Genomic DNA, 24947 nt, shown 5'->3' with positions numbered 1-24947 from the left:
GAGGGTACTTTCAACTCGATCGGTTCCATGTGGCGAGAGAGATTCGTCAATTGTTCCGAGGTCATGCAAGATATCGGGTGATTCGAAAGAAATTCGCATCATGGGATGAAGAGGGTGTGTTGCGAGAACTCACAAGTGCCATCGGTACGCTAGAACATGAGGAGAAGGAAAAGCAACTCGAGGCGCTTGTTCGTCGAATCGAGGAGATGCCAGGATGTTTGCGTGACTATCGCATATGGCTGAAGGAAAAAGGGATCGACACGACAAACATGAGAGCGATGGGGAGTGCGGAAGGAACGATGCATGTGTTTGCGAAACGAAGTAAAAACGGTCGAAGTTGGAAAGATGCAGGGATTGAAGCAATGTTGCGAGCGATCGCCGCGATAAAAGATACGTTACTCATTCGGACACGCCGTGGGGTGATGTATGGCGTGGAAGAACGAGAAGAAACGAAACGAGAAACGATCGTGAAAAAGGCAATGAAACGCGTCTCATCTCGAATGAAGGAAGTGATTCGGGACAACATTCCGTATTTCCGTCAGTCTTCAGGAACACCGATTTACGAGGTATTACAAGCATTGAAAGGTTTTTAAAAACACAGATATAGGCACATACCTACAGGATAAGAGAGGATAAAAGCGCTTACATGAAACAAGCCTATAAAACCATATATAACCAATAAAATCGGTCGAGAAAAAAATCTCCCACAAAGTCTTGACTCAAACTTCATAAAAAACTTTGTAGCCAATTGATGTTTTTTATATTATAATAAAAAATTGTGATAAAACAGGTTTAGACTGAACATAGGACGAATAAACTATTTATAGCTAATTGTCAAGTGACAATGCATCGGGATTTTCGACAATATTTTTTTCTTAAAAAGAAGGATTGTTTCGCGCGATGGAGAATAAAAACATACAAAACATTTCTATTTCAGAAACAAGTTTTGTCGAAATATGTTTGGAGCTGTTGAAATATGGGACAACGCATTCCTGAGGAAACGGTTGAGCACATTCGTCGCTCAGTCGATATTGTAGACATCATCCAACAGTATGTCTCACTAAAAAAGCAAGGACGCAACTACTTTGGGTTATGTCCTTTCCACGGGGAGAAAACACCTTCTTTTTCTGTTTCACCAGAAAAGCAAATTTATCATTGTTTTGGCTGTGGAGCAGGCGGAAATGTGTTTTCGTTTTTGATGGACATCGAAGGGATTACATTCATAGAGGCAGTGAAGCGATTAGCACCGCGAGCGAATGTCGATTTATCGCACGTCGTTGATGAGCATCCGACAGCGGAACGGAAAGAAACAGCGACGATGATTGCTGCGCATGAGTTATTAAAAAAGTTTTATCATCATTTGCTTATGCATACAAATGAAGGAGAAGAAGCATTAAATTATTTGCTTCAACGAGGCTTTACGCGCGAGCTCATTGAGCAGTTTGAAATTGGCTATGCTTTGCCGTCTTGGAATGCAGCTGTCACATTTTTAGCAAACAAAGGCTTCTCACTTCCGCTTATGGAACAGGCCGGACTCATTGTGAAAAAATCGGGAGAGGACTCATATTTTGATCGTTTCCGTCATCGCATTATGTTTCCCATCCATAACCATCAAGGAGAAACAGTTGCTTTTTCGGGGAGAGCGCTCGGAAACGAAGAGCCGAAGTATATGAATAGCCCCGAGACGCCAATTTTTAATAAACGCCATATTTTATATCACTTTCATGAAGCGCGTTTGCCGATGCGCCAAAAACAGCAAGTGATACTGTTTGAAGGATTTGCAGATGTGATTGCTGCTGTGCAAGCTGGCATTTCCCATGCTGTAGCAACGATGGGAACAGCTTTATCGGAAGAACAGGCGCGCATGCTTCGTCGCAATGCTTCATCGGTCATTGTTTGTTATGATGGCGATCGAGCGGGAATAGACGCTGCTTTGAGAGCATCGGAAACGCTCGTTGAAGCTGGCTGTTATGTAAAAGTCGCGATGATTCCAGATGGGCTCGACCCTGACGAGTATGTACGCCGATATGGCGCGGATCGTTTTCGCCATCATGTGCTTGATGCCAGTTTGTCGCTGACAGCGTTTAAGCTTGAATATTTAAAGCGCGGCCGCCATTTACAAAACGAAAGTGAGCGTCTTCGTTACATTGAAGAAGCAGTGAAAGAAATTAGCCGGTTATCTAATGCAATTGAAGCGGATTATTATTTACGACAACTAGCTAATGAGTTTTCCATTTCTATGGATGCGCTACGCGAACAAATGATGATTTATGGAAAAAAGCAAGTAGAACAAAAGCAAGAACGTCGTGAAACGGTTGTTGTGCCTGTGAAGGCGAAACTGTTACCGGCTTTTCAAAAAGCAGAGCGGATGTTAATTGCTCATATGTTGCGCGATAAAGCAATCGCATTCGCTGTTCAAGAAGCGATTGAAGGTGCATTTAACGTCGAAGAACATCGCGCTATTGCCGCCTATTTATATGCGTTTTACGAAGAAGGACACGAACCCGATGTAAGCTCGTTACTTGAACGCATTCATGATCCGCAATTAAAGCGCATCGTTACAGAACTGTCTATGATACCGATCAACGAAGACATCTCGTCAGCCGAGTTACGAGATTACATTCAATGCGTGCTCAATTACCCAAAAGAGCAGTTGCTCAAGCAAAAAGAAGCGCAGTTGCGCGATGCCGAACGGCAAAAAGATTATGAGCGCGCGAAACGCATTGCAAGCGAAATCATTGCGTTGCGAAAGTCTTTGCATTTTGGAAGGAGGGGAATAAATGGCTGAAAAGTCAACACATTCCGATTTAACGTTAGAACAAGCAAAAGAACAATTAGTCGAGCTAGGTAAAAAACGCGGCGTTCTTACCTATGAAGAAATCGCTGAGCGATTATCTGCATTTGATCTTGATTCCGATCAAATGGATGAATATTATGAGTATTTAAATGAACAAGGGATCGAAGTCGTCGCCGAGTCTGATTTAGATGAGGCAGATTTAGACGACCCAGACTTCGATGATTTAAAAGACGAAGAGTTCGATTTAAATGATTTAAGCGTCCCTCCAGGGGTAAAGATTAACGACCCTGTTCGCATGTATTTAAAAGAAATTGGTCGCGTACCGCTATTATCAGCAGAAGAAGAAATTGAGCTAGCGAAACGCATTGAACAAGGAGACGAAGAAGCGAAACGTCGTCTAGCTGAGGCAAACCTTCGCCTCGTCGTTAGCATTGCGAAACGTTACGTTGGTCGCGGCATGCTTTTCCTTGACTTAATTCAAGAAGGAAATATGGGTTTAATTAAAGCGGTCGAAAAATTCGATTACCGCAAAGGATATAAATTTAGCACATATGCAACATGGTGGATTCGCCAAGCGATTACTCGTGCCATTGCTGACCAAGCGCGTACGATCCGTATTCCTGTTCATATGGTTGAAACGATTAACAAGCTTATTCGCGTTCAACGTCAACTTTTACAAGACCTCGGCCGCGAGCCATCTCCTGAAGAAATTGCGGAAGAGATGGACTTAACACCGGAAAAAGTACGCGAAATTTTAAAAATTGCCCAAGAGCCTGTATCGCTTGAAACGCCAATTGGCGAAGAAGACGACTCTCATTTAGGCGACTTTATTGAAGACCAAGATGCGACATCTCCAGCTGAACACGCAGCGTATGAGCTGTTAAAAGAACAACTCGAAGATGTGTTAGATACGTTAACAGACCGAGAAGAAAATGTGCTTCGTCTTCGTTTTGGTCTTGATGATGGACGTACGCGAACGCTTGAAGAAGTGGGCAAAGTGTTTGGTGTTACGCGCGAACGCATTCGCCAAATTGAAGCAAAAGCGTTGCGAAAACTACGCCACCCAAGCCGTAGCAAACGTTTAAAAGACTTTTTAGAATAACCGTTTACAAGAAATAGTTTACTTCTTACAATGGAAGTAAGCTATTTCTTTATTTAGGAAGGAATGCGTATTCAATGGAACAAAAACGAAAAGAAATCATTATTAATGAAATTAAATATTGGAAACAAACGCGATTGCTGCCGGAACAATATTGCGATTTTTTGCTTGCGTTGTACACGGAAGGAAATCGCGACGATGTTGAGACACAAACGAAGCAAGTTCCAGCGTGGGCGATTCGTGCAACCGCAGTGATGATCGGTATATGTTTACTTTTCGCCCTTCTTGTCATTTATTTTACTGAATTGTCGTTCGTTTTGCAAACGCTCATTTTGTCACTTTTTGTCATAATTTGTTTTGTTTCTGTTCGTTTTTTTGCAAAACATAAAATCGTTGTTCATATGGCTCTTATCGGTGGCGCTTTATCACTTCTTCTGCTTTCTATTCGCGCGTGCGATGTTTATTTTTCTGGAAGTATGGGGGCATTAGCGATTGCTGTGATGGGCAACTGTTTCGTCTGGTTGTTCATCGGTTGGCGTTTTTCACTTATGTATTTTGTCATTTCGGGCGTGGTCGGCATCGTTCTTCTTTTTTCTTCATTTTTCATTTAAAAAAATTTACATACAGGGCTTTTCCTTTATGGGAATTTAAAGTACAATAAAATTGTTTGTAACGTTTTCATTTTGAAAAACATGCTTTATTACATAAGGGAGGGTAAAGTATGAATCGCAATCCGTTAATCCCATTTGCACTCATTATGGTAATGGGAATTGGTCTCATTTTCTTTCTGTCTGTGAAAGGCCTTGGGGATATGAAAGAAGTTGCGAAAGAGAAAGAAGGCGGCGCGAAGACAGAAGAAACAGCAGCTGCAGGTCCAGAAGACATTTACAAAAAAAGCTGTGTTGCATGTCACGGTGCGAACTATGAAGGTGGCGTTGGTCCGGCATTAAAAGGTATCGGTGATCGTCTATCTGTTGACCAAATTAAAGACGTGCTAGTAAACGGTCGCGGAAGCATGCCGGGTGGCTTGGTGCCTGCAGATCAAGCAGAAGAAATGGCAAAATGGCTTGCTGAATTAAAATAAGCGGAGAAGAAAGATCCCTTTACTTCGGTGAAGGGATTTTTCGTTTCTTATAAAACATGATAAACTGAAGAAAAAAGTGTGGTGATTGATCGTGAACGAATTACAGTTATCTAAGCGATTGCAAACAGTTGTTTCATTTATTCCAAAAGGAAGCGTACTAGCGGACATCGGTTCAGATCATGCGTATTTGCCGTGTTATGCGTATTTGCACGGATACATAACAAAAGCAGTTGCAGGAGAAGTGGCGGACGGACCGTTTCGTTCTGCCAAACAACAAGTCGAAAAGTGTGGGCTTTCTCACGTCATTTCCGTTCGAAAAGGGGATGGGCTACAAGTTGTGGCGCCGAATGAAGTCGATTGTGTAACGATCGCAGGGATGGGAGGAACGCTCATCTCAAACATTTTAGAAGCAGGAAAGGAAAAATTGACATCCGTTCAACGTTTAATTTTACAGCCAAATGTCGGTGCACATATTGTGCGAAAATGGTTGCTAGAAAATGAGTGGGAATTAATTGATGAACGCATTTTAGAGGAAGATGGGCAAATGTATGAAGTGCTCGTTGCAGAGCGTGGCGACCCTTATCGTCCGTACACGCAGCTTCATGTTGAACTGTTGCTCGGTCCGTTTTTACTAAAAGAACGAAACGAAGTATTTGAAAAAAAATGGGCGATGGAAATGAAGCATTGGCAAAACGTTATCGAGCAATTGAAATATGCGAAAACGGAAGATGCAGTCAAAAAGAGACAACAATTTGTTGACACATTACAAATGGTAGAGGAGGTTTTGAAGCGATGAAGACACCAAACGGATATGAAGTCATTCAACTATTTGAACAGTTTGCCCCAAAACATTTGGCGATGGAAGACGATAAAATCGGGTTACAAATCGGCACGCTAAATAAACCGATTCGCCGTATCATGATTACGTTAGATGTATTAGAACATGTTGTCGATGAAGCGATCGAACAAAACATTGATTTAATCATTGCGCACCATCCGCCCATTTTTCGTCCACTTAAACATATTGTTACCGATCAGCCGTACGGTCGTATGATTGAAAAATGTATAAAACATAATATTGCGATTTATGCGGCGCATACAAATTTAGATATTGCAAAAGGAGGGGTAAATGATTGGCTCGCTGAAGCGCTTCAGTTGCAAAACGTTGACGTCCTTGTTCCGACGTATGAAGAACCGCTGAAAAAGCTTGTTGTATATGTGCCGCGTACACATGCGGATGCAGTAAGAAAAGCGATTGGTAATGCGGGGGCTGGACATATCGGAAATTATAGCCATTGTACATTTAATAGCGAAGGAATCGGAACGTTTCGACCAGAAGAAGGAGCTAATCCGTTTATCGGTCAACAAGGAACGTTAGAAACAGTGGAAGAAGTGCGCATAGAAACGGTTGTTCCTGCGCGTCTGCAAAGAAAAGTTGTTCAAGCGATGTTACAAGCACATCCGTACGAAGAAGTGGCATATGATATATATCCGCTTGAAAATAAAGGAACGACATATGGGCTTGGACGAATTGGGACGTTAAGCGAAGAAATGACATTGCAACAATTTGCTGAACATGTCAAACTTGCATTGCGTGTACCGGCTGTTCGTGTCGTTGGCGAATTGACGAGTCGTGTACGAAAAGTTGCAGTTATCGGTGGAGATGGAAATAAATATATTCATCAAGCAAAAATGAGCGGTGCGGATGTGTACGTCACTGGCGACTTATATTATCATGTCGCCCATGATGCGTTAATGTTAGGTTTGAATGTCGTTGATCCGGGACATCATGTCGAAAAAGTGATGAAAGAAGGGGTGGCGAACGTATTAAAAACGATGTTTACGCAACAAAAATTTGATGTCGATATATACGTATCACAAGCTCATACGGAACCGTTTACGTTTATATAGAAAAGAGGCTTATTCGCCTCTTTTTTTTACTTTTGGTAAAATTTTTGTAAGCGGAACTTTTCGTTCTCTTTTCCATGTTTCAGGATTGTTCGGGTCAAACTGTTCCAAAAAGTCAATGACTTCTTTTGTAATCGGTGTCGGTGTAGATGCGCCGGCAGTAACTGCTACTTTTTTGGCGTCTTTAATCCATTCGATGTCGATTTCAGTCACATCCGCTACACGATATGCCTTCGTTCCAGCAATTTCTTCAGATACTTGAGCAAGTCGGTTTGAATTATTGCTTCTCGGATCACCGACAACGATCGTGACATCTGCTTCTTTTGCTTGTTCAGCGACTGCTTCTTGCCGCACTTGTGTCGCTAAACAAATCTCACGATGCATTTCAACATGTGGATATTTTTCTTTTACTTTTTCCATAATATGTGCAACGTCCCATTGGCTCATTGTCGTTTGGTTCGTCACAATAATATGTTTTGCTTGAATATTTAGTTGTTCTACATCTTCAGGTTTTTCAATTAAATGAACGGCGTGTGGCGCAACGCCGACAGCCCCTTCTGGTTCAGGGTGCCCTTTTTTTCCGATGTAAATGACTTCGTATCCGTTCGCTACTTTTTCGCGAATAAGCTCGTGTGTTTTTGTCACATCTGGGCATGTAGCGTCAATAGTGACAAGCCCTTTTTCTCTTGCTCGCTGTTTTACTTCAGGTGAAACGCCGTGAGCAGTAAAAATGACTGTGCCGCGATCGATGTTTTCTAAAATTTCAAGTCGATTCGGACCGTCAAGTGTAATAATTCCTTCTTCTGCAAACGCATCTGTCACATGTTTATTATGAACGATCATGCCTAAAATGTAGATCGGTCTTGGCAGCGTCGGATCGAGAGCGGCGTTGCGGGCGATGACCATCGCATCAACGACTCCGTAACAATATCCGCGTGGCGTAATTTTAATGACTTCCATATGGATCGCTCCTTCTTGGCGTGTTTGTCGTATTCATTATATAAAAGAAGGAGCGAACATACAAAAGTTAAATATATAGTTTTGGCACAGATTTCCCTTTTTCATTCGTTTTTTCTTGTTTTCGTTCGCGTTTTTGTTTTTTTAGGGGTTGTTGCTCTGTCGTTGCCGCGCTCGTTGCGCGTGCTGTTTCGTTTGTTTCGCTTGCTGTTTTAGTTGTTTCGTTTGTTGTGTCTGATTGTTTAAATTCGCGAAAAAGGCGCATCATCGACGGAACGCTTTTAATGAGTGGACCGTATTGTTGCACCATTGGTGTAATCGTTTGGACCATGTTTAACATTTTTTGTACATTCGTTAACATTGAATCGATACTTGGCAATGCACCGCCAGCACCAAACGTTTGAGCAGGAAATTGGCTGCCAAACAATCGGGAAAACATGCCCCCTTGTGCTTGGCGCATCATCGGTTGCTGCCACATAGGCGGCATAGGCGAACGGGAAGGTGGAAACATAAATGGATGTCGCAATGAAGTTCCTCCTTTCTGTATAAAGTGAAGGTTTGCGCTTTTCTTATCTATACTACGATATGCAGAAAAGCTCATATAGTTGAATGAACCGTTTATGTTCGTATATAATATGTAACTGGTCTATTTTTTTACTGAAGAAGAAAGGGGATGAGAAACTATGTTTGAACGTTTTTCGTTTCATCCGTTTATTATAGAGGCGCTTCATCATTTAAAGTTTCATAAACCAACACCGATTCAAGAGCGTGTCATTCCCGCTGTCTTGCGTGGAGAGAGCGTGATCGGACAATCACAAACGGGAACAGGAAAGACGCATGCATATTTATTGCCAATCATCGAGCGCATTGATCCACACGTTGAGGAAGTACAGGCGGTTATTACAGCGCCGACGCGTGAGTTAGCTACACAAATTTATCATGAAGTGTTAAAAATAACGAAATTTTGTCCAAATGATCATCGCATTACAGCGCGTTGTTTTGTCGGTGGAACGGATAAATTACGATCGATTGAAAAGTTGAAAACACAACCTCATATCGTCATTGGCACGCCGGGGCGCGTGTATGATCTCGTTCGCGAACAAGCGCTATTTGTTCATACGGCTCGGATGCTTGTTATTGATGAGGCAGATGTCATGCTTGATATGGGATTTATTACAGATGTCGACCAAGTGGCGGGACGAATGCCAGAAGATTTACAAATGCTCGTCTTTTCAGCGACGATTCCAGAAAAGTTAAAGCCGTTTTTGAAAAAATATATGGAGCACCCAACACATATTCATATTGCTCCGAAACAAGTGGCGGCACCAGCCATTGAACATATTTTAATCCCGCTTCGCCATCGTGATCGTTTGCAGCTTTTACACGATATATTAGTTAGTTACAACCCATATTTAGCGATTGTTTTTGTAAACACGCGTAAAACGGCCGATGAAGTAGCGAACGGTTTAATTGAAAAAGGATTAAAAGTAGGCGTGTTACATGGAGATTTAACTCCACGCGAGCGGAAAAAGATGATGAAAGCGATTCGTGATTTACAATTTCAATACATTGTCGCAACAGATTTGGCGGCGCGTGGAATTGATATTGAAGGCGTCAGCCACGTCATCAACTATGAACTGCCAACGGATTTAGATTTTTACGTACATCGTACGGGCCGAACGGGCCGTGCAGGTTATGCTGGTACGGCAACAACGATTTACGAACCATCTGATCAACATGCGCTAGTGAAGTTAGAGAAAAAGGGAATTCATTTCCTTCATCGCGATTTCCGTCATGGCGAATGGATTGAGCTCGATGCATGGAACGGGCGGAAAAAAGAGAAAAAAGATGAAGTTGAGCAACTTGTTGAAAAAATAGCGAAAAAACAAAAGAAAGTCAAACCGGGATATAAGAAAAAATTGCGAGAACAGTTGAAAAAACAAAGAGCGAAAAAGAAATAAGGGAGAGAAAGACGTGTTAAAAATCGGTTCACACGTATCGATGAGCGGAAAAGAAATGTTGTTAGCCGCAAGTAAAGAAGCAGTATCATATGGAGCAAATACGTTTATGATTTATACCGGTGCGCCACAAAATACGAGACGTAAACCAATCGAAGAACTAAACATTGATCAAGGGCTTGCCCATATGAAACAACATGGGATTGAAGAAATTGTTGTGCACGCCCCTTACATTATTAATATCGGCAATACAATCAATGCAGACACGTTTTCGCTTGGCGTTTCTTTTTTACGTTCGGAAATCGAACGAACAGAAGCGATTGGTGCGAAGCAGCTCGTCCTCCATCCTGGTGCGCACGTCGGTGCAGGCGCGGAAGCAGGCATTGCAAAAATTATTGAAGGGTTAAACGAAGTGATAACAAATGACCAGCAAGTGCAAATTGCTTTAGAAACGATGGCAGGAAAAGGGTCTGAATGTGGCAGCCGCTTTGAAGAGTTAGCAAAAATCATCGACGGTGTCACGCATAACGATAAGCTTTCTGTTTGTTTTGATACATGTCATACACACGATGCGGGATACGATATTGTGAACGATTTTGATGGCGTATTAGAACAATTTGATCGCATTATCGGGCTTGATCGTCTAAAAGTATTGCATATTAATGATAGTAAAAATCCGTGTGGAAGTCGGAAAGACCGTCATGAAAATATCGGTTTTGGTTATATCGGTTTTGATGCGCTAAATTATATTGTTCATCATCCACAGCTTATGCACGTGCCAAAAATTTTAGAAACGCCATATGTTGGGGAGAAAAAAGATGCGAAACCGCCATATCAATTTGAAATCGCGATGTTGCGTGCGCAACAGTTTGACCGAAACGTTCGAGAAAAAATTATCGAGTAGAAGGCTGTCTGTAGGCAGCCTCCTTACTGTATAAATTGTCGAATGAAGTCATTAGCTTGTTTAGCAAGTTGCGGTGATGTGCGCTGGGCGAGTTCGCGAATCCAATTTTTCCTCGCTTGTTCATTAAACATATCGATCGTTTTTTCGCGCATCATTTGAATGATCGTTTCTGCGTCTTTTTGGGAAAGCGAAACGTTATATTCCTTGGCATACATCATTAATTCATTTGTGGTGATGGATTTCATTTTATGCTGGACGATTTTATGATACACATTCACGTAACATCCCTCCTTATTTACCATATGAGAGGAAAGAAGGAAGGGTGCAATGGTATAATGAAATAGATGAAGGGGGAGATTTGTTTGAAAAGACAACATAAAAAAGAGACAATTGGCCATTTAATGTATCGTGTTGTAATGATGACGATCGGTGCGACGCTTGCTGCGTTATCGATCGAATTGTTTTTAGTGCCTAATGAAATTATTGATGGTGGGGTCATCGGTATATCGCTTATTCTTGATCGCATTCTTCCAAACTACGCATGGTTGAACTTTGCCACGCTTGTCATTTTACTCAATGCGCCGTTTATGTATTTCGGTTATAAACAAATCGGAAAAACGTTTATGCTCTCTTCCCTCTATTCAATCGTTGTGTTAGCTGTGATGGAGCGGTTGTTTCATCATGTATCCCCTTTTACAACAGATTCCATTTTAGCAACGGTGTTTGGCGGAGCCATTCTTGGCGCAGGTGTAGGGCTCGTTATTCGCCACGGTGGTTCATTAGATGGCACAGAAATTTTAGGTATTTTAATGACGAAAAAGTTGCCGTTTTCTGTTGGAGAATTTGTCATGTTTACAAACGTTTTTATTTTTACTTGGGCTGCGTTTGTATTCGGACCGAAGCAAGCGATGTACTCCGTTTTAACTTATTATATCGCTTTTAAAACGATTGATACGGTCATTCAAGGATTAGATGAAACAAAAGCGGTGTTCATCGTATCAGATCGTTATGAAGAAGTGTCAGATGCTATTTTAAATCGACTTGGCCGTGGAACGACGAAGTTGATGGGAAAAGGCGGATATACGGACGAACAAAAAGAAGTGATTTATGCTGTTGTTACTCGTCTGGAAGTGACGAAGCTGAAATCAATTGTATATGAAATTGACCCAAATGCCTTTATTACGATTATGAATACACAAGAAGTGCGTGGAGCGAAATTTAAGTCTGCTATTCATTAATGAAAACAAATGCGTTATACTATGAATCGGAATCATTTTGAATTAAGGTGGTCAAACGATGGACGATATTTTACGGATAGAAGACGTATCGTTTCGATATGATGATGAAGATGTACTGCAACATATTCATTTTCGCGTTCCGAAAGGCGCTTTCGTTGGTTTAGTTGGTCCGAACGGGTCAGGGAAATCAACGTTGTTAAAATGCATTTTGCGGTTGTTAAAACCGCAAACAGGGCGCATTTTTTTATTCGGCACGCCGATTGAGCAGTTTAAAGATTGGCATAAAATTGGCTTTGTCTCCCAAAAGGCAAACAGTTTTAATACCGGGTTTCCTGCGACAGTATATGAAGTCGTAGCGAGCGGTTTAGCTGGAAAGCTCGGTTTATTTCGCCGATTAAAGAAAAGCGACGAAAAAGCAGTATATGAAGCGATTGATGCGGTCGGCATGAGCCCTTTTATTCATCGAAACATTGGCGAACTTTCAGGAGGTCAACAACAACGCGTATTTATTGCACGTGCGATCGTGTCGCAACCTGAATTTTTAATTTTAGATGAGCCAACTGTCGGGGTCGATGTGCATCATGTACAAAGCTTTTACGACATGCTTGAACGATTGAATAAACAACATCATATGACGTTGCTTCTTGTGACGCACGATATCGGAACAATTACGGAAAAAGTCACGCATGTCGCTTGTTTAAACAAACATTTGCATTTTCATGGAAGCGTGCAACAGTTTGCGCAGCTGAAAACAGAAGATTTAGCATCATTTTACGGGCATCATCTTCACCTACTTGCCCATGACCATGCATAGAAAGGGGGGAGATTATGCTAGAGGCGTTATTTCAATATGAATTTTTACAAAATGCGTTTATTGTTGGCATATTCATTGGGCTCATCGCTCCTCTTTTAGGTGTGTTTATTGTCGTACGGAGATTATCGCTTATTGCGGATGCGTTGAGTCATGTCACGCTTGCAGGAATTGCGGCCAGTTTACTTGTACAAAAAACGTTTGTCATGGGAGCGACATTCAACCCGATTTATTTGGGCATGGCGTTTTCGGTTGCTGGTTCGTTATTTATTGAAAAGTTGCGTACCGTATATAAGCATTATCAAGAATTAGCTATTCCGATCATTTTATCAGGAGGCATCGGCTTAAGCGTCATTTTTATTTCACTTGCGGATGGCTTCAATACCGATTTGTTTTCATATTTGTTCGGAAGCGTTAGCGCGGTAAGCCGAACGGATGTATGGACAATTAGCATCATTTTTTTCATCGTGTTTGCTGTTATTTTTCTGCTCTATAAAGAGTGGTTTATTTTATCATTTGACGAAGAATATGCACAAGCATCGGGAGTAAAGGTAAGGGTGCTTCATTTTGTTTTCATCGTGCTCGTTGCTCTCGTCATTGCCGCATCGATGCGAATTGTCGGCATTTTGCTCGTCTCATCACTCATGACGCTTCCTGTTGCCGCGAGCATTCGAATCGCAAAAGGATTTAAACAAGCGTTATGGTTGTCCGTTCTATTTGGTGAGCTTGCTGTCATTGTTGGCTTATTTCTTTCTTATTATTTAAATTTAGCTCCCGGCGGGACGATTGTGTTGTTAGCTGTCTGTATATTAATTGGTGCGATCGTGTGGAGAAAATGGAAGAGAGGATGACGAAGCGTGAACGTTTCTGAAGCGCTACGGTTAATGAAAGAAAAGGGGTTTAAGTATACAGGAAAGCGCGAAGAAATGCTTGAGCTGTTTGCAAAAACAGATAAATATTTAACGGCAAAAGATGTGCTTGATGTCATGAAAGATCGGTATCCGGGACTTAGTTTCGATACAGTTTATCGCAACTTAGCGTTATTTGTTGAGCTCGGCATTTTAGAAATGACTGAGCTGTCTGGAGAGAAGCGCTTTCGGTTTACATGTAATGTGCATCATCACCATCACCATTTTATTTGCATGTCGTGCGGAAAAACGAAAGAACTTGTAACGTGTCCGATGAATGAATTAGTGGAAGATTTGCACGGATATACGATTTCAGGGCATAAGTTTGAAGTGTACGGAACATGCCCGATGTGCCAACAACAAGCTGACGTGTAATGTCAGCTTGTTGTTGTGAGTAATTGTTCTACTTGTTTTTTCGCTTCATACCAATTGTACACGCGAATAACGCCTTTTGGGAGCGGACCGCGATTGTAAGGAGTATCAAATAAAATGACAGGAATAAGGCATTGTTCAGCAATATCGCAAGCATTATCGTATTTATCTTCGAAAAACATGTCGATTTTATATTTCTTTACTGCTTCAATTTTATCGTGTGAACCGATCAGTTCGATATGATGGTAATGAACACCTTGTTGTTGAAACCATTTTTCTGTTATTTCATATAAGTGACGGCCTCGAGCGCTAATATAATATAGCTCATATTCATCTTTCCAACTATTAATGACCTCTAATGCTCCGTTCGCAAGCGGTGCTTCGCTGTAAATGATCGGTTCGTATTGTTCCATCCATTCATTTAATTTTTCTTCCGTTGTATCCAAAAAAGGAACTAAATCGTAATCGGTAATATCATCAAGCGTTAAGTTTTTTTGAAACGACTTGTTTAAATATGGAATAAACGTACTTGGACATGTTACTGTTCCATCAATATCGATACCAAATCGCCGTTTGATCATGTTTGTTCATCCTTCCTATGATGTGCTTTTCTTGCCCATTATATCATTGACATAAAGTAACATCTATAATGACGTATCGCTTATTGCATAATAATAGTGCTCCTCATTTTACGAAAGCGAGGGAATGGTCATGGACAATGAACATCAGCGTCGATCATATGACAACGAACGAATAGATACTGTTGTGAATCGAGTGGATACTGTTCCAAATGTTGAACGAGATTTTATGGAAGAAACAGCAGGTGAAATTGCTGAGCCGATTCGATTTTCTGAAAAAGAAGTCGATCGTGAACAAAACGGTCGTGGCATTGGCTGGCTTGCACTTGCGTTATCGGTTGTTTCTCTTTTCTTAATGCCAGTCATTATGGGGGCAGCCGGTATTATTTTCGGATTCATTGCCCGACGTCGAGGAGCAGAAACGTTAGGGGCTTGGGCGATTGGAATTGGGGCTGTTTCCATTATTTTAAGCTTTTTCGTCCGATTTTGGTAAATAAGAGGGGAATATTCCCCTCTTATTTTTGCTTTCCTTTCAATGCATATTCTTCCGCTAATTTGTCAATTTCTTTTTTCAATTCTTCAACCATTGTTTCTTCAGGCACTTTCCGGACAATCTTTCCGTGGCGGAACAATAATCCTTCGCCGCGTGCCCCTGCAATGCCGATGTCAGCTTCGCGCGCCTCTCCTGGCCCGTTGACCGCACAACCGAGGACCGCTACTTTAATTGGCGCTTTAATTTGGGCGATATATTCTTCAATTTCATTTGCAATACGAATTAAGTCAATTTCAATTCTTCCGCATGTCGGACAAGAAATTAATGTCGCAGCGTTTGCCGCAAGACCGAATGTTTTCAACAATTCACGCGCTACTTTTACTTCTTCGACAGGGTCAGCGCTAAGGGATACACGTACCGTATTGCCAATTCCTTTACTTAAAATGGCACCAAGCCCCGCAGCACTTTTTACTGTTCCGGCAAATAGCGTACCCGATTCCGTAATGCCAAGATGGAGCGGATAGTCGAATGTGCGCGCAGCTTTTTCATATGCTTCAATCGCTAAACGAACATCGGAAGCTTTCAGCGAAACGATAATGTCATAAAAATCAAGGTCTTCTAAAATGCGAATATGATGTAATGCGCTTTCGACCATACCATCCGCAGTTGGATAGCCGTATTTTTCTAAAATGCGTTTTTCAAGTGAACCAGCGTTTACCCCGATGCGAATCGGAACTCCACGTTCTTTTGCTGCTTTCACAACCGCTTCTACTTTTTCCCGCTTTCCGATGTTTCCGGGGTTAATCCGAATTTTATCTGCTCCGTTTTCAATCGCTTTTAAAGCAAGGCGGTAGTCGAAATGAATATCGACAACGAGCGGAATATTGATGCGTTTTTTTATTTCAGCAATCGCATCAGCTGCTCTTTCGTCTGGGCAAGCGACGCGAACGATTTGGCATCCAGCTTCTTCGAGTCGATGTATTTGAGCAACGGTTTCTTCTACATCATGCGTTTTTGTCGTCGTCATACTTTGAATGACGACTTCGTTATTCCCCCCAATTGTAATGTTCCCAACGCGAACGGGGCGGGTTTTTGAACGATGAATGATTTCGCTCACGAGTCAATCGCTCCTTTAACGTATTAATCGAATCATTTTTTATTGTAGCAATGTTTCTTGTTTGTTGACAACGTTTTTGCTATTTCTGCTTATAGTACGGAATGCGGTACGTTTTTCCGATTTGAAGCGAATGGGCGTTAACATGTGGATTCAACGTTTGAAAATCAGCAATGAGCTGATCGATGGATACGGGTAATTTCCCATTCATCTCACGCTCGACGATCGAAAGGAGCGTATCGCCTCGTTGGATCATGACTTCACGATATGGAAGCTCCTTTGTTGGTTTGAATGTTTTTTCTGCACGAATTGTATGAATTGTCCCTTCTGTTATATCATGATAAGCAATCGCACATATCGCAATGCATACAAGAAAGATGAAAACTTTTTTCATGGCATTCCCCCGCTTCATTCTTCTGTTTTATCCATATGGCTTGTCCAAACGATATATGCGTAAAAATTACATTCTCTTTACATTGCTTTACATGTTCTTCACATCACGTTGACATGTTTTTGGTATTCTTTGTCTGTATTTGTCGAAGGGGGGATATATGTTGAGACAGCGATTAAAACATATAAAAAAGCTTGTCCGAGTGCCTGTATTTCAACCATCACCGAAAATAAAGCAATGGTTATTAAAAATTAGTTTACAAAACCGTTTATTTATTTTATTTTTGGGTGTGTTAATTATTTCGTTAAGTGCCGTTGGGATGATTGCTTATCATCAAGCGAAACAAACGACGGTAAAAGCGATCGAAAATCGCCTTGAGCGAGAGGCGACGATGATGTTTGAAGTGTCACGTAATCTTATGTACATTCATGCTGGAAATGAGCAACTGCTTGAAAAAAGTTTACGGTCTGCAGTAAAGCAACAAAAGGCGGAACTGATGCAAGATGGATTAAGCGTAGACATTTTTTTAATTGGAGATAGACAAGTAAAAACGTTTGAGCGAAATGAACAGCTCAATGTACCAACATCCGTCCAACAAACAATTACGAAACAAAAAAATGGTGTGTCGCATTTGGAATGGAACGGGCGTACATATACATTTGCCTATAAAACTATTCAAGAATTGAAAGGAACATATGTCGTTGCTGTGCCGGATGAACAGTTTATGAAGCCGATCCAACAGCTTGCATATTTAACCGTCGTAGCGATTATGATAAGCGTCATTATTTCAACGATCATGATTAAATGGTTAGTAAGTGGATTAACGAAGCCGATTGCCCAACTTCGTCATGCGATGAGCCGATTGTCACGTGGAGATTTAACGGTTGACGAACATATTTATTCGACAACGCCAGAAATTGATTCGCTTGCGCGTAGCTTCCAACGGATGTTGACGAGCATGAAAAATGTCATTCGTGAAATGGACGAAACAACAAAGCAGCTAGCTATCACAGGAGGCGACTTAGAGCATGTGTCTGAACATGCCATTGAATCAAACGATCAGCTCTTGGCAGCGATTTCTACTGTGAAACAAGGGGCAGAAGAAACGGCCAATGCTTCAGACGAAAGCATTCATCGCGTCGATGAGATGAAAAAACGGATGCAACACGTATTAGTAAGTGTGAAAAACATTTCAGCCAGTGCGACTGATATGAACGAATCTTCAAAGGGTGGGGAAAAGCGGCTGACGCATTTAATTGCTGATATTCATTCATTTGCTGAGCAATTTAAAAAAGTAAACGATACGATTCAAAGTGTAAAACATCATTCGACGTCGATTACAAAAGTTGTGGATGTCATTCGACAAATTGCCGAGCAAACGAAGTTATTGGCGCTCAACGCAACAATTGAAGCGGCGCGCGCTGGAGAAGCTGGAAAAGGATTTGCGGTCGTCGCCACAGAAGTGAGAAAGCTGGCGGAACATGCTTCAAAGGCAACGGAAGAAATTACATCGTCCATTTTTGCGATGGAAGAAGTATCAATTCATGCGACAAACCAGTTTGAAGGGATGGTCACACATTTACAACATCAACTCACGTCCGCAAATGAGGCAAAGCGTTCGTTTGACCATTTGTTAAAAGAAATTCAGCGCGTCAATCGCAACGTGGCGCAAATGGAAGGTGAATTGGAGCAGTTTCAGCAATTATTGCCGATGATTGAGACGGTGACGGTGGCATTTGCTTCTGTTGCTCAACAAACGCTAGCAAGCGCAGAAGAAATGATGTCTGTTTCGTACGATCAAACGAAGCAGATGAATGATATGCATCGTGTTGGTGAACGATTAAATGAATTATCGCAATCATTATCCGCACTGACTGCAGCATTTAAACTATAAGAAGCAGGCTAATGGTCTGCTTCTTTCATAGAAGGAAGTTCTTTGATGGAAGCGAACAAAATCGTGACAGAAACGAACCAATCTAAAGCGACAGCATAAGGCACGACAATTTGTAGAGTTTCCATTATTGTAAAAAAGATGGTTGATAATGTAATTGAATAAGCAGAGATACTCCACATATGGCGGTACGTTCCACGCTTATTTAACGTGCCGCGAAAAATAAGCCCGATGAATGCAAGAACGGTAACATAAAGAAATTTGCTTGTGCATGTGAAAAAGTATAACACGAGAAACGATAATGAAATCACAATAGGAAGCAACGATTGAAGCGTGCGGGCAAATTCATATACATCTTCGTTTGTGAAACGTTCCGCTTGCATGAAAGCATACGGATATGACTGAACGTGCCCATTAGCAACAAGTGCAAACTCTTCCTTTAAAAATGCCACCGCGTTTGTGTAACGTTCTGCATCATCTGTTGTGAGTGTACCTGTGCTATCAAATAAAATGGTCACGTTTGGATGCGTAAGTTCAATCGGTTCTTGTATGTTTGATGTCAATACTCCATCGACGACTTCAAATGGAGGAAGCTCTTCTTTTAATAGTTGATGCGTTGAGCCGATCATTTTGTTTATGCTCATTGTAAAGTAAATGGCAATCGGTAACGTTGCAATAAGCGACAAAAAAAACACGTAGCTAATCGCCTTTCCGATTGGATGAAAACGAAAGCGTGCAATATGTACAGGAGAATAAAGACTTTGTAACAACCGTTTCCACATAATCATTCACATCCTTTATGCGTCATCATTTCTCATTCTACTTCTTTTTCTATTTAGTACACAACCTTTTTGTTTCGTGTGTTGCACGTATTGACGCTTTCCGCCTTTTTTGCTAAAATTACCATCGGATATGGCGGACCCTTAGCTCAGCTGGTTAGAGCGGACGGCTCATAACCGTCTGGTCGCAGGTTCGAGTCCTGCAGGGTCCATTTACCTCGCTAAGTAAATTAGCGAGGTTTTTTTGCAAATAATTTGAAACATTCGATGTATTTTGGTACTCTTAAGGTAGGTTCACTTATGAAACTTTTCTGTTTCTTAATCCAGTTAATCGGTTTCATTTGTGAACAATTACATAATGAATGAGGAGGAATGAAACATGGCATTTGAATTACCACAATTGCCTTATGCTTACGACGCGTTAGAACCACATATTGACAAAGAAACGATGAACATTCATCACACAAAACATCATAACGCGTATGTGACAAATTTAAACGCAGCGCTCGAAGGTCATCCAGAATTGCAAAACAAAACAATTGAAGAGTTAATGGCCAATTTAGATGCGGTACCTGAAAATATTCGTACAGCTGTTCGTAACAACGGAGGTGGACATGCGAACCACTCGCTCTTTTGGACTATTCTTTCGCCAAATGGCGGCGGTGAACCAACAGGTGAACTAGCTGAAGCAATCAATCGTACGTTTGGAAGCTTCGAAAAATTTAAAGAAGAATTTTCGAAAGCGGCAGCAACACGTTTCGGTTCTGGTTGGGCTTGGCTTGTCGTCCATAATGGTCAACTTGAAGTGACAAGCACACCAAACCAAGATACACCGTTGATGGAAGGAAAAACACCAATTTTAGGATTAGACGTATGGGAGCATGCGTATTACTTAAAATATCAAAACCGTCGTCCAGATTATATTTCAGCATTTTGGAATGTTGTTAACTGGGACGAAGTGGCCAAGCGTTACGCAGCAGCGAAATAATGAAGAAGGGCTCGACAATTTGTCGAGCTCTTTTTGTATATCGTTGTAAAAGAGTAGGCAAACTACTTGTCAAGAAAGGAAGTTTGCCTATGAATAAATGGAAACGAATGGTGGCGCACGTTCGCACACATCGACAATTGTTTCTTTTGTTAGCAATTGGCGGATTATATTCCCTTAGTATCGCCTTGTCGAATACGTTTGTAAACGTATACGTTTGGAAAAAAGTGAACAGTTTTCAAGCTCTAGGTGTGTATAATTTAGCCATTGTCACATGGCAGCCGCTTGCATTTATCGTAGCCGGTCAAATCGCAAAAAAGATCGATCGTGTCATTGTGTTACGAATGGGTGTGACGTTTTTAGCATTCTTTTTTTTAGTCGTATTATTTAGCGGTGATCGAGCGATGAACCATTTATTTTTACTCGGCGGTTTGCTTGGTATTGGTTACGGCTTTTATTGGCTCGCATTTAACGTATTAACGTTTGAAATCACTGAACCAAATACGCGTGATTTATTTAATGGATTGCTTGGTGCGATGACATCTGTCGCAGGAATGATCGGTCCACCGCTTTCAGGGTGGGTTATTGCTTCAAGCGAGAAGTTCACCGGGTATATGGTCATTTTTTTAGCTTCTTTATGCTTATTTATTGCGGCTGTCATTTGTAGCTTTTTTTTTACAGCGACGGCGTTCAGCAGGACAATTTGCACTTCGTTCTGTATATGACGAGCGAAAGAAAAATAAAAATTGGCGAATGATTACAAACGCTCATTTTTTTCAAGGATTTCGTGAAGGAACGTTTGTGTTTATTGTTTCCATTTTTTTATTTATGGCGACAGGAACTGAAAAATCTCTCGGTGTATTTGGATTCGTCAATGCAGTTGTTTCGTTTATGACGTATTCTTTTGCGTCGAAGTGGATGAAGCGACAATGGCGGTTGCGTGCCATTTTATTCGGTGGTGTACTGTTGTATGCTTCCGTCTTTTTAATTATTTTTGATTTATCATATGTAAAGTTAATCATCTATGGCGCATTAATCGCCATCGGATATCCTATTTTACTCGTTCCATATTTGTCGCTTACATTTGACGTTATTGGTCAAAGCAATCATGCGAAAGAATGGCGAATTGAATATATTGTTATGCGTGAACTATTTTTAAACGGGGGACGTGCGACGTCTGTTTTATTGTTTTTATTAGCCATTACGTTGTTTGATGCAAAGGAGGCCATTCCAGCATTAATGTTAATTGTTGGAGCTGGTCATTTCATTATTTATTTTTTTGTGCGACGTATTCGACTTTCGATGTAGAAATTTGCGAGCGTTTCTTTTACAATGAGGAAGGAGCAAGTAAAGGAGGTGCTCGCGCGTTTTGAAACAAATACAACATGCTCACAAAGCGAAGAAAAAGAAAAAACGAATGCAGTTGCCATTTCGGTTAAACGTGCTATTTTTTGTTGTGTTTTTACTTTTTTCTGCGCTTATTTTACGGTTAGGTGTCATTCAAATTGTTTATGGTGAACAATATCGAAAAGAAGTCGAGCGCACAGAAAATGTCACAGTTCATACACCAGCACCGCGCGGAAAAATTTATGACCGTAACTATCAAGTCGTCGTCGATAACGAGCCGCTTCATGCGATTACGTATACACGCACACAAACAACGAAGCCATCGGAAATGATTGAAGTAGCTAAAAAGTTAGCCACATATATTGAAAAGTCGACCGAACGCGTCACAGAGCGAGATATAAAAGATTATTGGATTTTGACAAACGAAGAGAAAGCAAAAGAAAAAATTACTGAAAAAGAATGGAAGTTGTTTCGAGAAAAAAAATTAAAAGATAAAGACATTTATCAATTGCAACTCGAGCGCATTACAGAAGAAGATGTAAAAACGATTAAAGAACGTGAGCTTGAGGTTGTTGCTATTTTTCGGGAAATGAATAGAGGATACGCTTTAACCCCGCAAATGATTAAAAATGAAGGAGTAACGGACGAAGAATATGCTGTTGTTAGTGAGCATTTAGAGGAGCTACCAGGTGTAGATGTGACGACAGATTGGAACCGTCAATATGCACATGGTGATACGTTTCGTACAGTGCTTGGAAATATAACATCGTCAGAAGAAGGGTTGCCGCGCGAAAAGCTTGACTATTACTTAGCGCGCGATTATAACCGAAATGACCGAGTAGGAAAAAGTTATATTGAAGCACAATATGAAGATGTATTGCGTGGGCAAAAGGCGAAAATAAAAAATGTGACTGATAAAGCAGGAAACATTATTGAAACGATTGAAATATCGCAAGGACAACGTGGAAAAGATATCGTTTTAACGATTGATATGGAATTACAAAAACGCGTCGAGCAAATTATTGAGGAAGAATTAATGACAATGAAGCGACGCAGTGGAACAGAATTGCTTGATCGTGCTTTCGTCGTCATGATGGATCCAAATACAGGAGAAATTTTATCGTTAGCTGGGAAGCGGTATACACGCGATGAAAACGGAAAAGTTGTATTAAAAGATTATGCCCTTGGGACGATTACATCTGCTTATGCGATGGGTTCGGCGGTAAAGGGTGCGACCGTATTGACAGGGTTTCAAACCGGTGTCATTCAACCTGGCACGGTGCTGATTGACGAACCGTTATATATTAAAGGGACGCCGACGAAAAAATCGCATAGCGGTATTCGTCCAGGACCGATGAACGATTTAAAAGCGCTTGAAATGTCGTCAAACGTTTATATGTTTAAAACAGCGATTGCTATTGCCGGTTCTACGTATCGCCCACATCAAGCGCTACCGATAAAAAAAGAAGCGTTTTCCATTATGCGACGCTACTTTAATCAGTTCGGTTTAGGGGTGAAAACAGGCATCGATTTGCCTGGGGAAATTATCGGATGGCCGGGACAAAGTACGCTTCCAGGACACTTGCTCGATTTAGCCATTGGACAGTTTGACGTATATACACCGATTCAAATGGCGCAATACGTCTCAACGATTGCGAATGGTGGATATCGCATTCAACCGCATGTTGTCAAAGAAATTCGTGAACCAATTAGCGAAAAAGATCAAATAGGTAACATCATCTACTCGTTCGAGCCGAAAGTGTTAAACCGAATTGATATGAAAACAGAATATATTGAGCGTGTGCGTGAAGGCTTTTATCGCGTCATGCACGGTTCAAACGGAACGGCTCGTGCCTTTTTCGCAAATGCTCCGTATGATCCAGCAGGAAAAACAGGAACGGCACAGGCGTTTTATGATGGACCGATTAAATCAAGACGAATGACGCCAACATACAATTTAACGTTAGTTGGCTTTGCACCTTACAATAATCCAGAAGTGGCGTTTGCTGTCGTTGTGCCATGGGTATATCAAAATGCGAGAAACCATTATCCGATTAATAACTATATCGGAAGAAAAATTTTAGATGCGTATTTTGAGTTGAAAAAGCAACGTCAATCTGGTCAACCATCTCCTACTGAACCGTTGAATAATGAGGAACAAACAATGGAAAGATAAAAGAAAGCGAATTTACAAAAGCTTAACATTCGTTTAAAACGAATTTAATACCTTTCCATTATTCTATAACTCGTGGCACAAAACAAAAAACAAATTGAAAAAGTAGGGGGAAATCAAAAGATGAAGAAAAACAAATGGTTTGCACTCGCAGGTGTAACAAGCGCTGTACTAGCATTCACAACAGCATGTGGTGGTGGCGCTGAGCAAGGCGGCGAAAATGCGGAAGGTAACGCAGAAAAATTGAGCGGAAACGTAGTTGTTGATGGCTCATCAACAGTGTACCCAATCGTTGAAGCAGCCGCTGAAGCGTATGCGGGTGAACAACCAGATGTGAAAGTATCTGTTGGTTTATCTGGAACAGGTGGCGGATTTGAAAAGTTTACAAAAGGCGAAACGGATTTTTCAAACGCTTCTCGTCCGATTAAAGATGAAGAAAAACAAGCTGCTGAGCAAAACGGTATTGAATTTGAAGAGCTTCAAATTGCGTTCGATGGTCTTTCCGTTTTAGTGAATAAAGATAACGACTGGGTTGATTATTTAACAGTCGATGAGTTAAAGAAAATCTTCACATCAGGTGCAGTAAACGGCGATGACAAAGTGAAATGGTCAGACATTCGTCCAGAATGGCCAAACGAAGAAATTAAATTGTTCTCACCAGGACATGACTCTGGTACGTTTGACTACTTTGATGAAGTTATTTTAGATGGACAACCGTTAAACAAAACAGCTCAATTATCTGAGGATGACAACGTGCTTGTTCAAGGTATTGCAGGGGATAAAAATGCTCTCGGTTACTTTGGATTCGCATACTACGTTGAAAATAAAGATAAATTACGTGCTGTGCCAATTGATAACGGAAACGGTCCTGTTGAACCAACACACGAAACAATTCAAAGCGGTGAATATGCACCACTTTCTCGTCCGTTATTTACGTATGTGAACACAAAGGCGTTAAAAGAAAAAGCGCAAGTGTATGATTTCGCGAAATTCTTGTTAGAAAATGGTGCAGAGTTTGCTGAAGAAGTAGGTTATGTCGCACTTCCACAAGAAAAATATGAGGAGCAATTGAAAAAGATTGAAGGATTAAAATAACGACACGTAAAGATGAGAAGCGACTCCACGATCGCTTCTCATCTTGCCATGAATTTGGAAAGGGG

General features: G+C 41.2%; 25 protein-coding genes, 1 tRNA gene and 1 pseudogene. 20 read left to right on the top strand and 7 right to left on the bottom strand.

Annotation, left to right across the window (positions count from 1 at the left end; all coding sequences use genetic code 11):
• The 7 genes from EKC99_RS05770 to EKC99_RS05740 all read left to right on the top strand — a co-directional run.
• A partial coding sequence (locus EKC99_RS05770) for a UPF0236 family transposase-like protein (protein ID WP_205597784.1) occupies nucleotides 1-593 on the top strand: 593 nt, incomplete at its 5' end.
• A 383-nt stretch (nucleotides 594-976) separates the two neighbouring features.
• The gene (dnaG, locus tag EKC99_RS05765; protein WP_075038974.1) at nucleotides 977-2788 is read left to right on the top strand and encodes a DNA primase; all 1812 of its coding nucleotides are present in this window, start codon (nucleotides 977-979) and stop codon (nucleotides 2786-2788) included.
• Nucleotides 2781-3899, top strand: a complete 1119-nt coding sequence (gene rpoD, locus EKC99_RS05760; RefSeq protein WP_021095173.1) for an RNA polymerase sigma factor RpoD — start codon at nucleotides 2781-2783, stop codon at nucleotides 3897-3899. The genes dnaG and rpoD overlap by 8 nt, the downstream gene beginning before the upstream one ends.
• A gap of 74 nt (nucleotides 3900-3973) precedes the next feature.
• Complete coding sequence (locus tag EKC99_RS05755; RefSeq protein WP_021095174.1) at nucleotides 3974-4507, top strand: hypothetical protein; 534 nt, start codon at nucleotides 3974-3976, stop codon at nucleotides 4505-4507.
• Between the two features lie 110 nt (nucleotides 4508-4617).
• Complete coding sequence (gene cccA / locus EKC99_RS05750) at nucleotides 4618-4980, top strand: cytochrome c550 (protein ID WP_021095175.1); 363 nt, start codon at nucleotides 4618-4620, stop codon at nucleotides 4978-4980.
• A gap of 91 nt (nucleotides 4981-5071) precedes the next feature.
• Entirely contained in the window at nucleotides 5072-5776 is a 705-nt protein-coding gene (locus EKC99_RS05745; protein WP_021095176.1) for a tRNA (adenine(22)-N(1))-methyltransferase, read from the top strand.
• Nucleotides 5773-6891 (top strand): Nif3-like dinuclear metal center hexameric protein, encoded by a 1119-nt coding sequence (locus EKC99_RS05740; protein WP_042894008.1) that lies wholly within the window; start codon nucleotides 5773-5775, stop codon nucleotides 6889-6891. Before EKC99_RS05745 ends, EKC99_RS05740 begins: the two co-directional genes overlap by 4 nt.
• A gap of 9 nt (nucleotides 6892-6900) precedes the next feature.
• Here EKC99_RS05740 and EKC99_RS05735 read toward each other — a convergent pair whose 3' ends face one another.
• Together EKC99_RS05735 and vrrA are read right to left on the bottom strand one after the other, a co-directional pair.
• Nucleotides 6901-7848, bottom strand: coding sequence for a 4-hydroxy-3-methylbut-2-enyl diphosphate reductase (locus EKC99_RS05735; protein WP_009374006.1), 948 nt, complete (start codon nucleotides 7846-7848; stop codon nucleotides 6901-6903).
• Between the two features lie 67 nt (nucleotides 7849-7915).
• Nucleotides 7916-8371: a VrrA/YqfQ family protein gene (gene vrrA / locus EKC99_RS05730; protein WP_021095178.1), complete on the bottom strand. Its 456-nt coding sequence runs from the start codon at nucleotides 8369-8371 to the stop codon at nucleotides 7916-7918.
• A 157-nt stretch (nucleotides 8372-8528) separates the two neighbouring features.
• Here vrrA and EKC99_RS05725 point away from each other — a divergent pair, with 157 nt between their 5' ends.
• Both EKC99_RS05725 and EKC99_RS05720 read left to right on the top strand, forming a co-directional pair.
• The gene (locus tag EKC99_RS05725) at nucleotides 8529-9806 is read left to right on the top strand and encodes a DEAD/DEAH box helicase (protein WP_042534264.1); all 1278 of its coding nucleotides are present in this window, start codon (nucleotides 8529-8531) and stop codon (nucleotides 9804-9806) included.
• 13 nt (nucleotides 9807-9819) lie between these two features.
• Nucleotides 9820-10707 carry a deoxyribonuclease IV gene (locus tag EKC99_RS05720; RefSeq protein WP_021095180.1) on the top strand — a complete coding sequence of 296 codons (888 nt, stop codon included), beginning with the start codon at nucleotides 9820-9822 and terminating at the stop codon, nucleotides 10705-10707.
• A gap of 23 nt (nucleotides 10708-10730) precedes the next feature.
• Here EKC99_RS05720 and EKC99_RS05715 read toward each other — a convergent pair whose 3' ends face one another.
• A complete protein-coding gene (locus EKC99_RS05715; RefSeq protein ID WP_163150923.1) occupies nucleotides 10731-10985 on the bottom strand; it encodes a DUF2624 domain-containing protein in 255 nt (84 codons plus the stop codon).
• Nucleotides 10986-11051: 66 nt separating this feature from the next.
• Between EKC99_RS05715 and EKC99_RS05710 the strand changes: the two genes are divergently transcribed.
• The 4 genes from EKC99_RS05710 to EKC99_RS05695 are packed head-to-tail and all read left to right on the top strand — an operon-like array spanning nucleotide 11052 to nucleotide 14039.
• Nucleotides 11052-11945, top strand: coding sequence for a YitT family protein (locus EKC99_RS05710; protein WP_035063293.1), 894 nt, complete (start codon nucleotides 11052-11054; stop codon nucleotides 11943-11945).
• 58 nt (nucleotides 11946-12003) lie between these two features.
• On the top strand, nucleotides 12004-12759 hold the full coding sequence (locus tag EKC99_RS05705) for a metal ABC transporter ATP-binding protein (protein ID WP_021095183.1): 756 nt from the start codon (nucleotides 12004-12006) through the stop codon (nucleotides 12757-12759).
• 14 nt (nucleotides 12760-12773) lie between these two features.
• Nucleotides 12774-13607 (top strand): metal ABC transporter permease, encoded by an 834-nt coding sequence (locus EKC99_RS05700; protein ID WP_021095184.1) that lies wholly within the window; start codon nucleotides 12774-12776, stop codon nucleotides 13605-13607.
• Nucleotides 13608-13613: 6 nt separating this feature from the next.
• A complete protein-coding gene (locus EKC99_RS05695; protein ID WP_009373996.1) occupies nucleotides 13614-14039 on the top strand; it encodes a Fur family transcriptional regulator in 426 nt (141 codons plus the stop codon).
• 2 nt (nucleotides 14040-14041) lie between these two features.
• On the opposite strand, the gene EKC99_RS05690 is transcribed toward EKC99_RS05695, so the two are convergent.
• Complete coding sequence (locus tag EKC99_RS05690; protein WP_021095185.1) at nucleotides 14042-14617, bottom strand: haloacid dehalogenase; 576 nt, start codon at nucleotides 14615-14617, stop codon at nucleotides 14042-14044.
• Nucleotides 14618-14747: 130 nt separating this feature from the next.
• Between EKC99_RS05690 and EKC99_RS05685 the strand changes: the two genes are divergently transcribed.
• Nucleotides 14748-15107, top strand: coding sequence for an MFS transporter (locus EKC99_RS05685; RefSeq protein WP_021095186.1), 360 nt, complete (start codon nucleotides 14748-14750; stop codon nucleotides 15105-15107).
• A gap of 22 nt (nucleotides 15108-15129) precedes the next feature.
• Here the strand turns inward: EKC99_RS05685 and ispG are convergent, their stop codons facing one another.
• Complete coding sequence (ispG, locus tag EKC99_RS05680) at nucleotides 15130-16224, bottom strand: flavodoxin-dependent (E)-4-hydroxy-3-methylbut-2-enyl-diphosphate synthase (protein ID WP_021095187.1); 1095 nt, start codon at nucleotides 16222-16224, stop codon at nucleotides 15130-15132.
• 79 nt (nucleotides 16225-16303) lie between these two features.
• On the bottom strand, nucleotides 16304-16615 hold the full coding sequence (locus EKC99_RS05675; protein ID WP_021095188.1) for a type IV pilus assembly protein FimV: 312 nt from the start codon (nucleotides 16613-16615) through the stop codon (nucleotides 16304-16306).
• A gap of 157 nt (nucleotides 16616-16772) precedes the next feature.
• Here EKC99_RS05675 and EKC99_RS05670 point away from each other — a divergent pair, with 157 nt between their 5' ends.
• Nucleotides 16773-18506: a methyl-accepting chemotaxis protein gene (locus EKC99_RS05670; RefSeq protein WP_021095189.1), complete on the top strand. Its 1734-nt coding sequence runs from the start codon at nucleotides 16773-16775 to the stop codon at nucleotides 18504-18506.
• An 8-nt stretch (nucleotides 18507-18514) separates the two neighbouring features.
• On the opposite strand, the gene EKC99_RS05665 is transcribed toward EKC99_RS05670, so the two are convergent.
• Nucleotides 18515-19291: a DUF1189 domain-containing protein gene (locus EKC99_RS05665; RefSeq protein ID WP_163150921.1), complete on the bottom strand. Its 777-nt coding sequence runs from the start codon at nucleotides 19289-19291 to the stop codon at nucleotides 18515-18517.
• Between the two features lie 129 nt (nucleotides 19292-19420).
• Here EKC99_RS05665 and EKC99_RS05660 point away from each other — a divergent pair.
• The 5 genes and pseudogenes from EKC99_RS05660 (at nucleotide 19421) to EKC99_RS05640 (ending at nucleotide 24882) form a co-directional block, all read left to right on the top strand.
• Nucleotides 19421-19494: transfer RNA gene (locus EKC99_RS05660), tRNA-Ile, on the top strand.
• A 167-nt stretch (nucleotides 19495-19661) separates the two neighbouring features.
• Nucleotides 19662-20270, top strand: coding sequence for a superoxide dismutase SodA (sodA, locus tag EKC99_RS05655; RefSeq protein ID WP_009373988.1), 609 nt, complete (start codon nucleotides 19662-19664; stop codon nucleotides 20268-20270).
• 89 nt (nucleotides 20271-20359) lie between these two features.
• A pseudogene (locus tag EKC99_RS05650) lies at nucleotides 20360-21575 on the top strand (MFS transporter).
• Nucleotides 21576-21636: 61 nt separating this feature from the next.
• Nucleotides 21637-23790 carry a peptidoglycan D,D-transpeptidase FtsI family protein gene (locus EKC99_RS05645; RefSeq protein WP_021095193.1) on the top strand — a complete coding sequence of 718 codons (2154 nt, stop codon included), beginning with the start codon at nucleotides 21637-21639 and terminating at the stop codon, nucleotides 23788-23790.
• Nucleotides 23791-23910: 120 nt separating this feature from the next.
• On the top strand, nucleotides 23911-24882 hold the full coding sequence (locus EKC99_RS05640; RefSeq protein WP_021095194.1) for a PstS family phosphate ABC transporter substrate-binding protein: 972 nt from the start codon (nucleotides 23911-23913) through the stop codon (nucleotides 24880-24882).
• Nucleotides 24883-24947 lie beyond the last annotated feature (65 nt).

Origin of the sequence: Anoxybacillus sp. MB8, from assembly GCF_011006755.1 — a bacterium.
GTDB lineage: Bacteria > Bacillota > Bacilli > Bacillales > Anoxybacillaceae > Anoxybacillus > Anoxybacillus gonensis.
The sequence above is the reverse complement of the archived record's forward strand: the minus strand, read 5'-3'. Positions and strand labels throughout refer to the sequence as shown.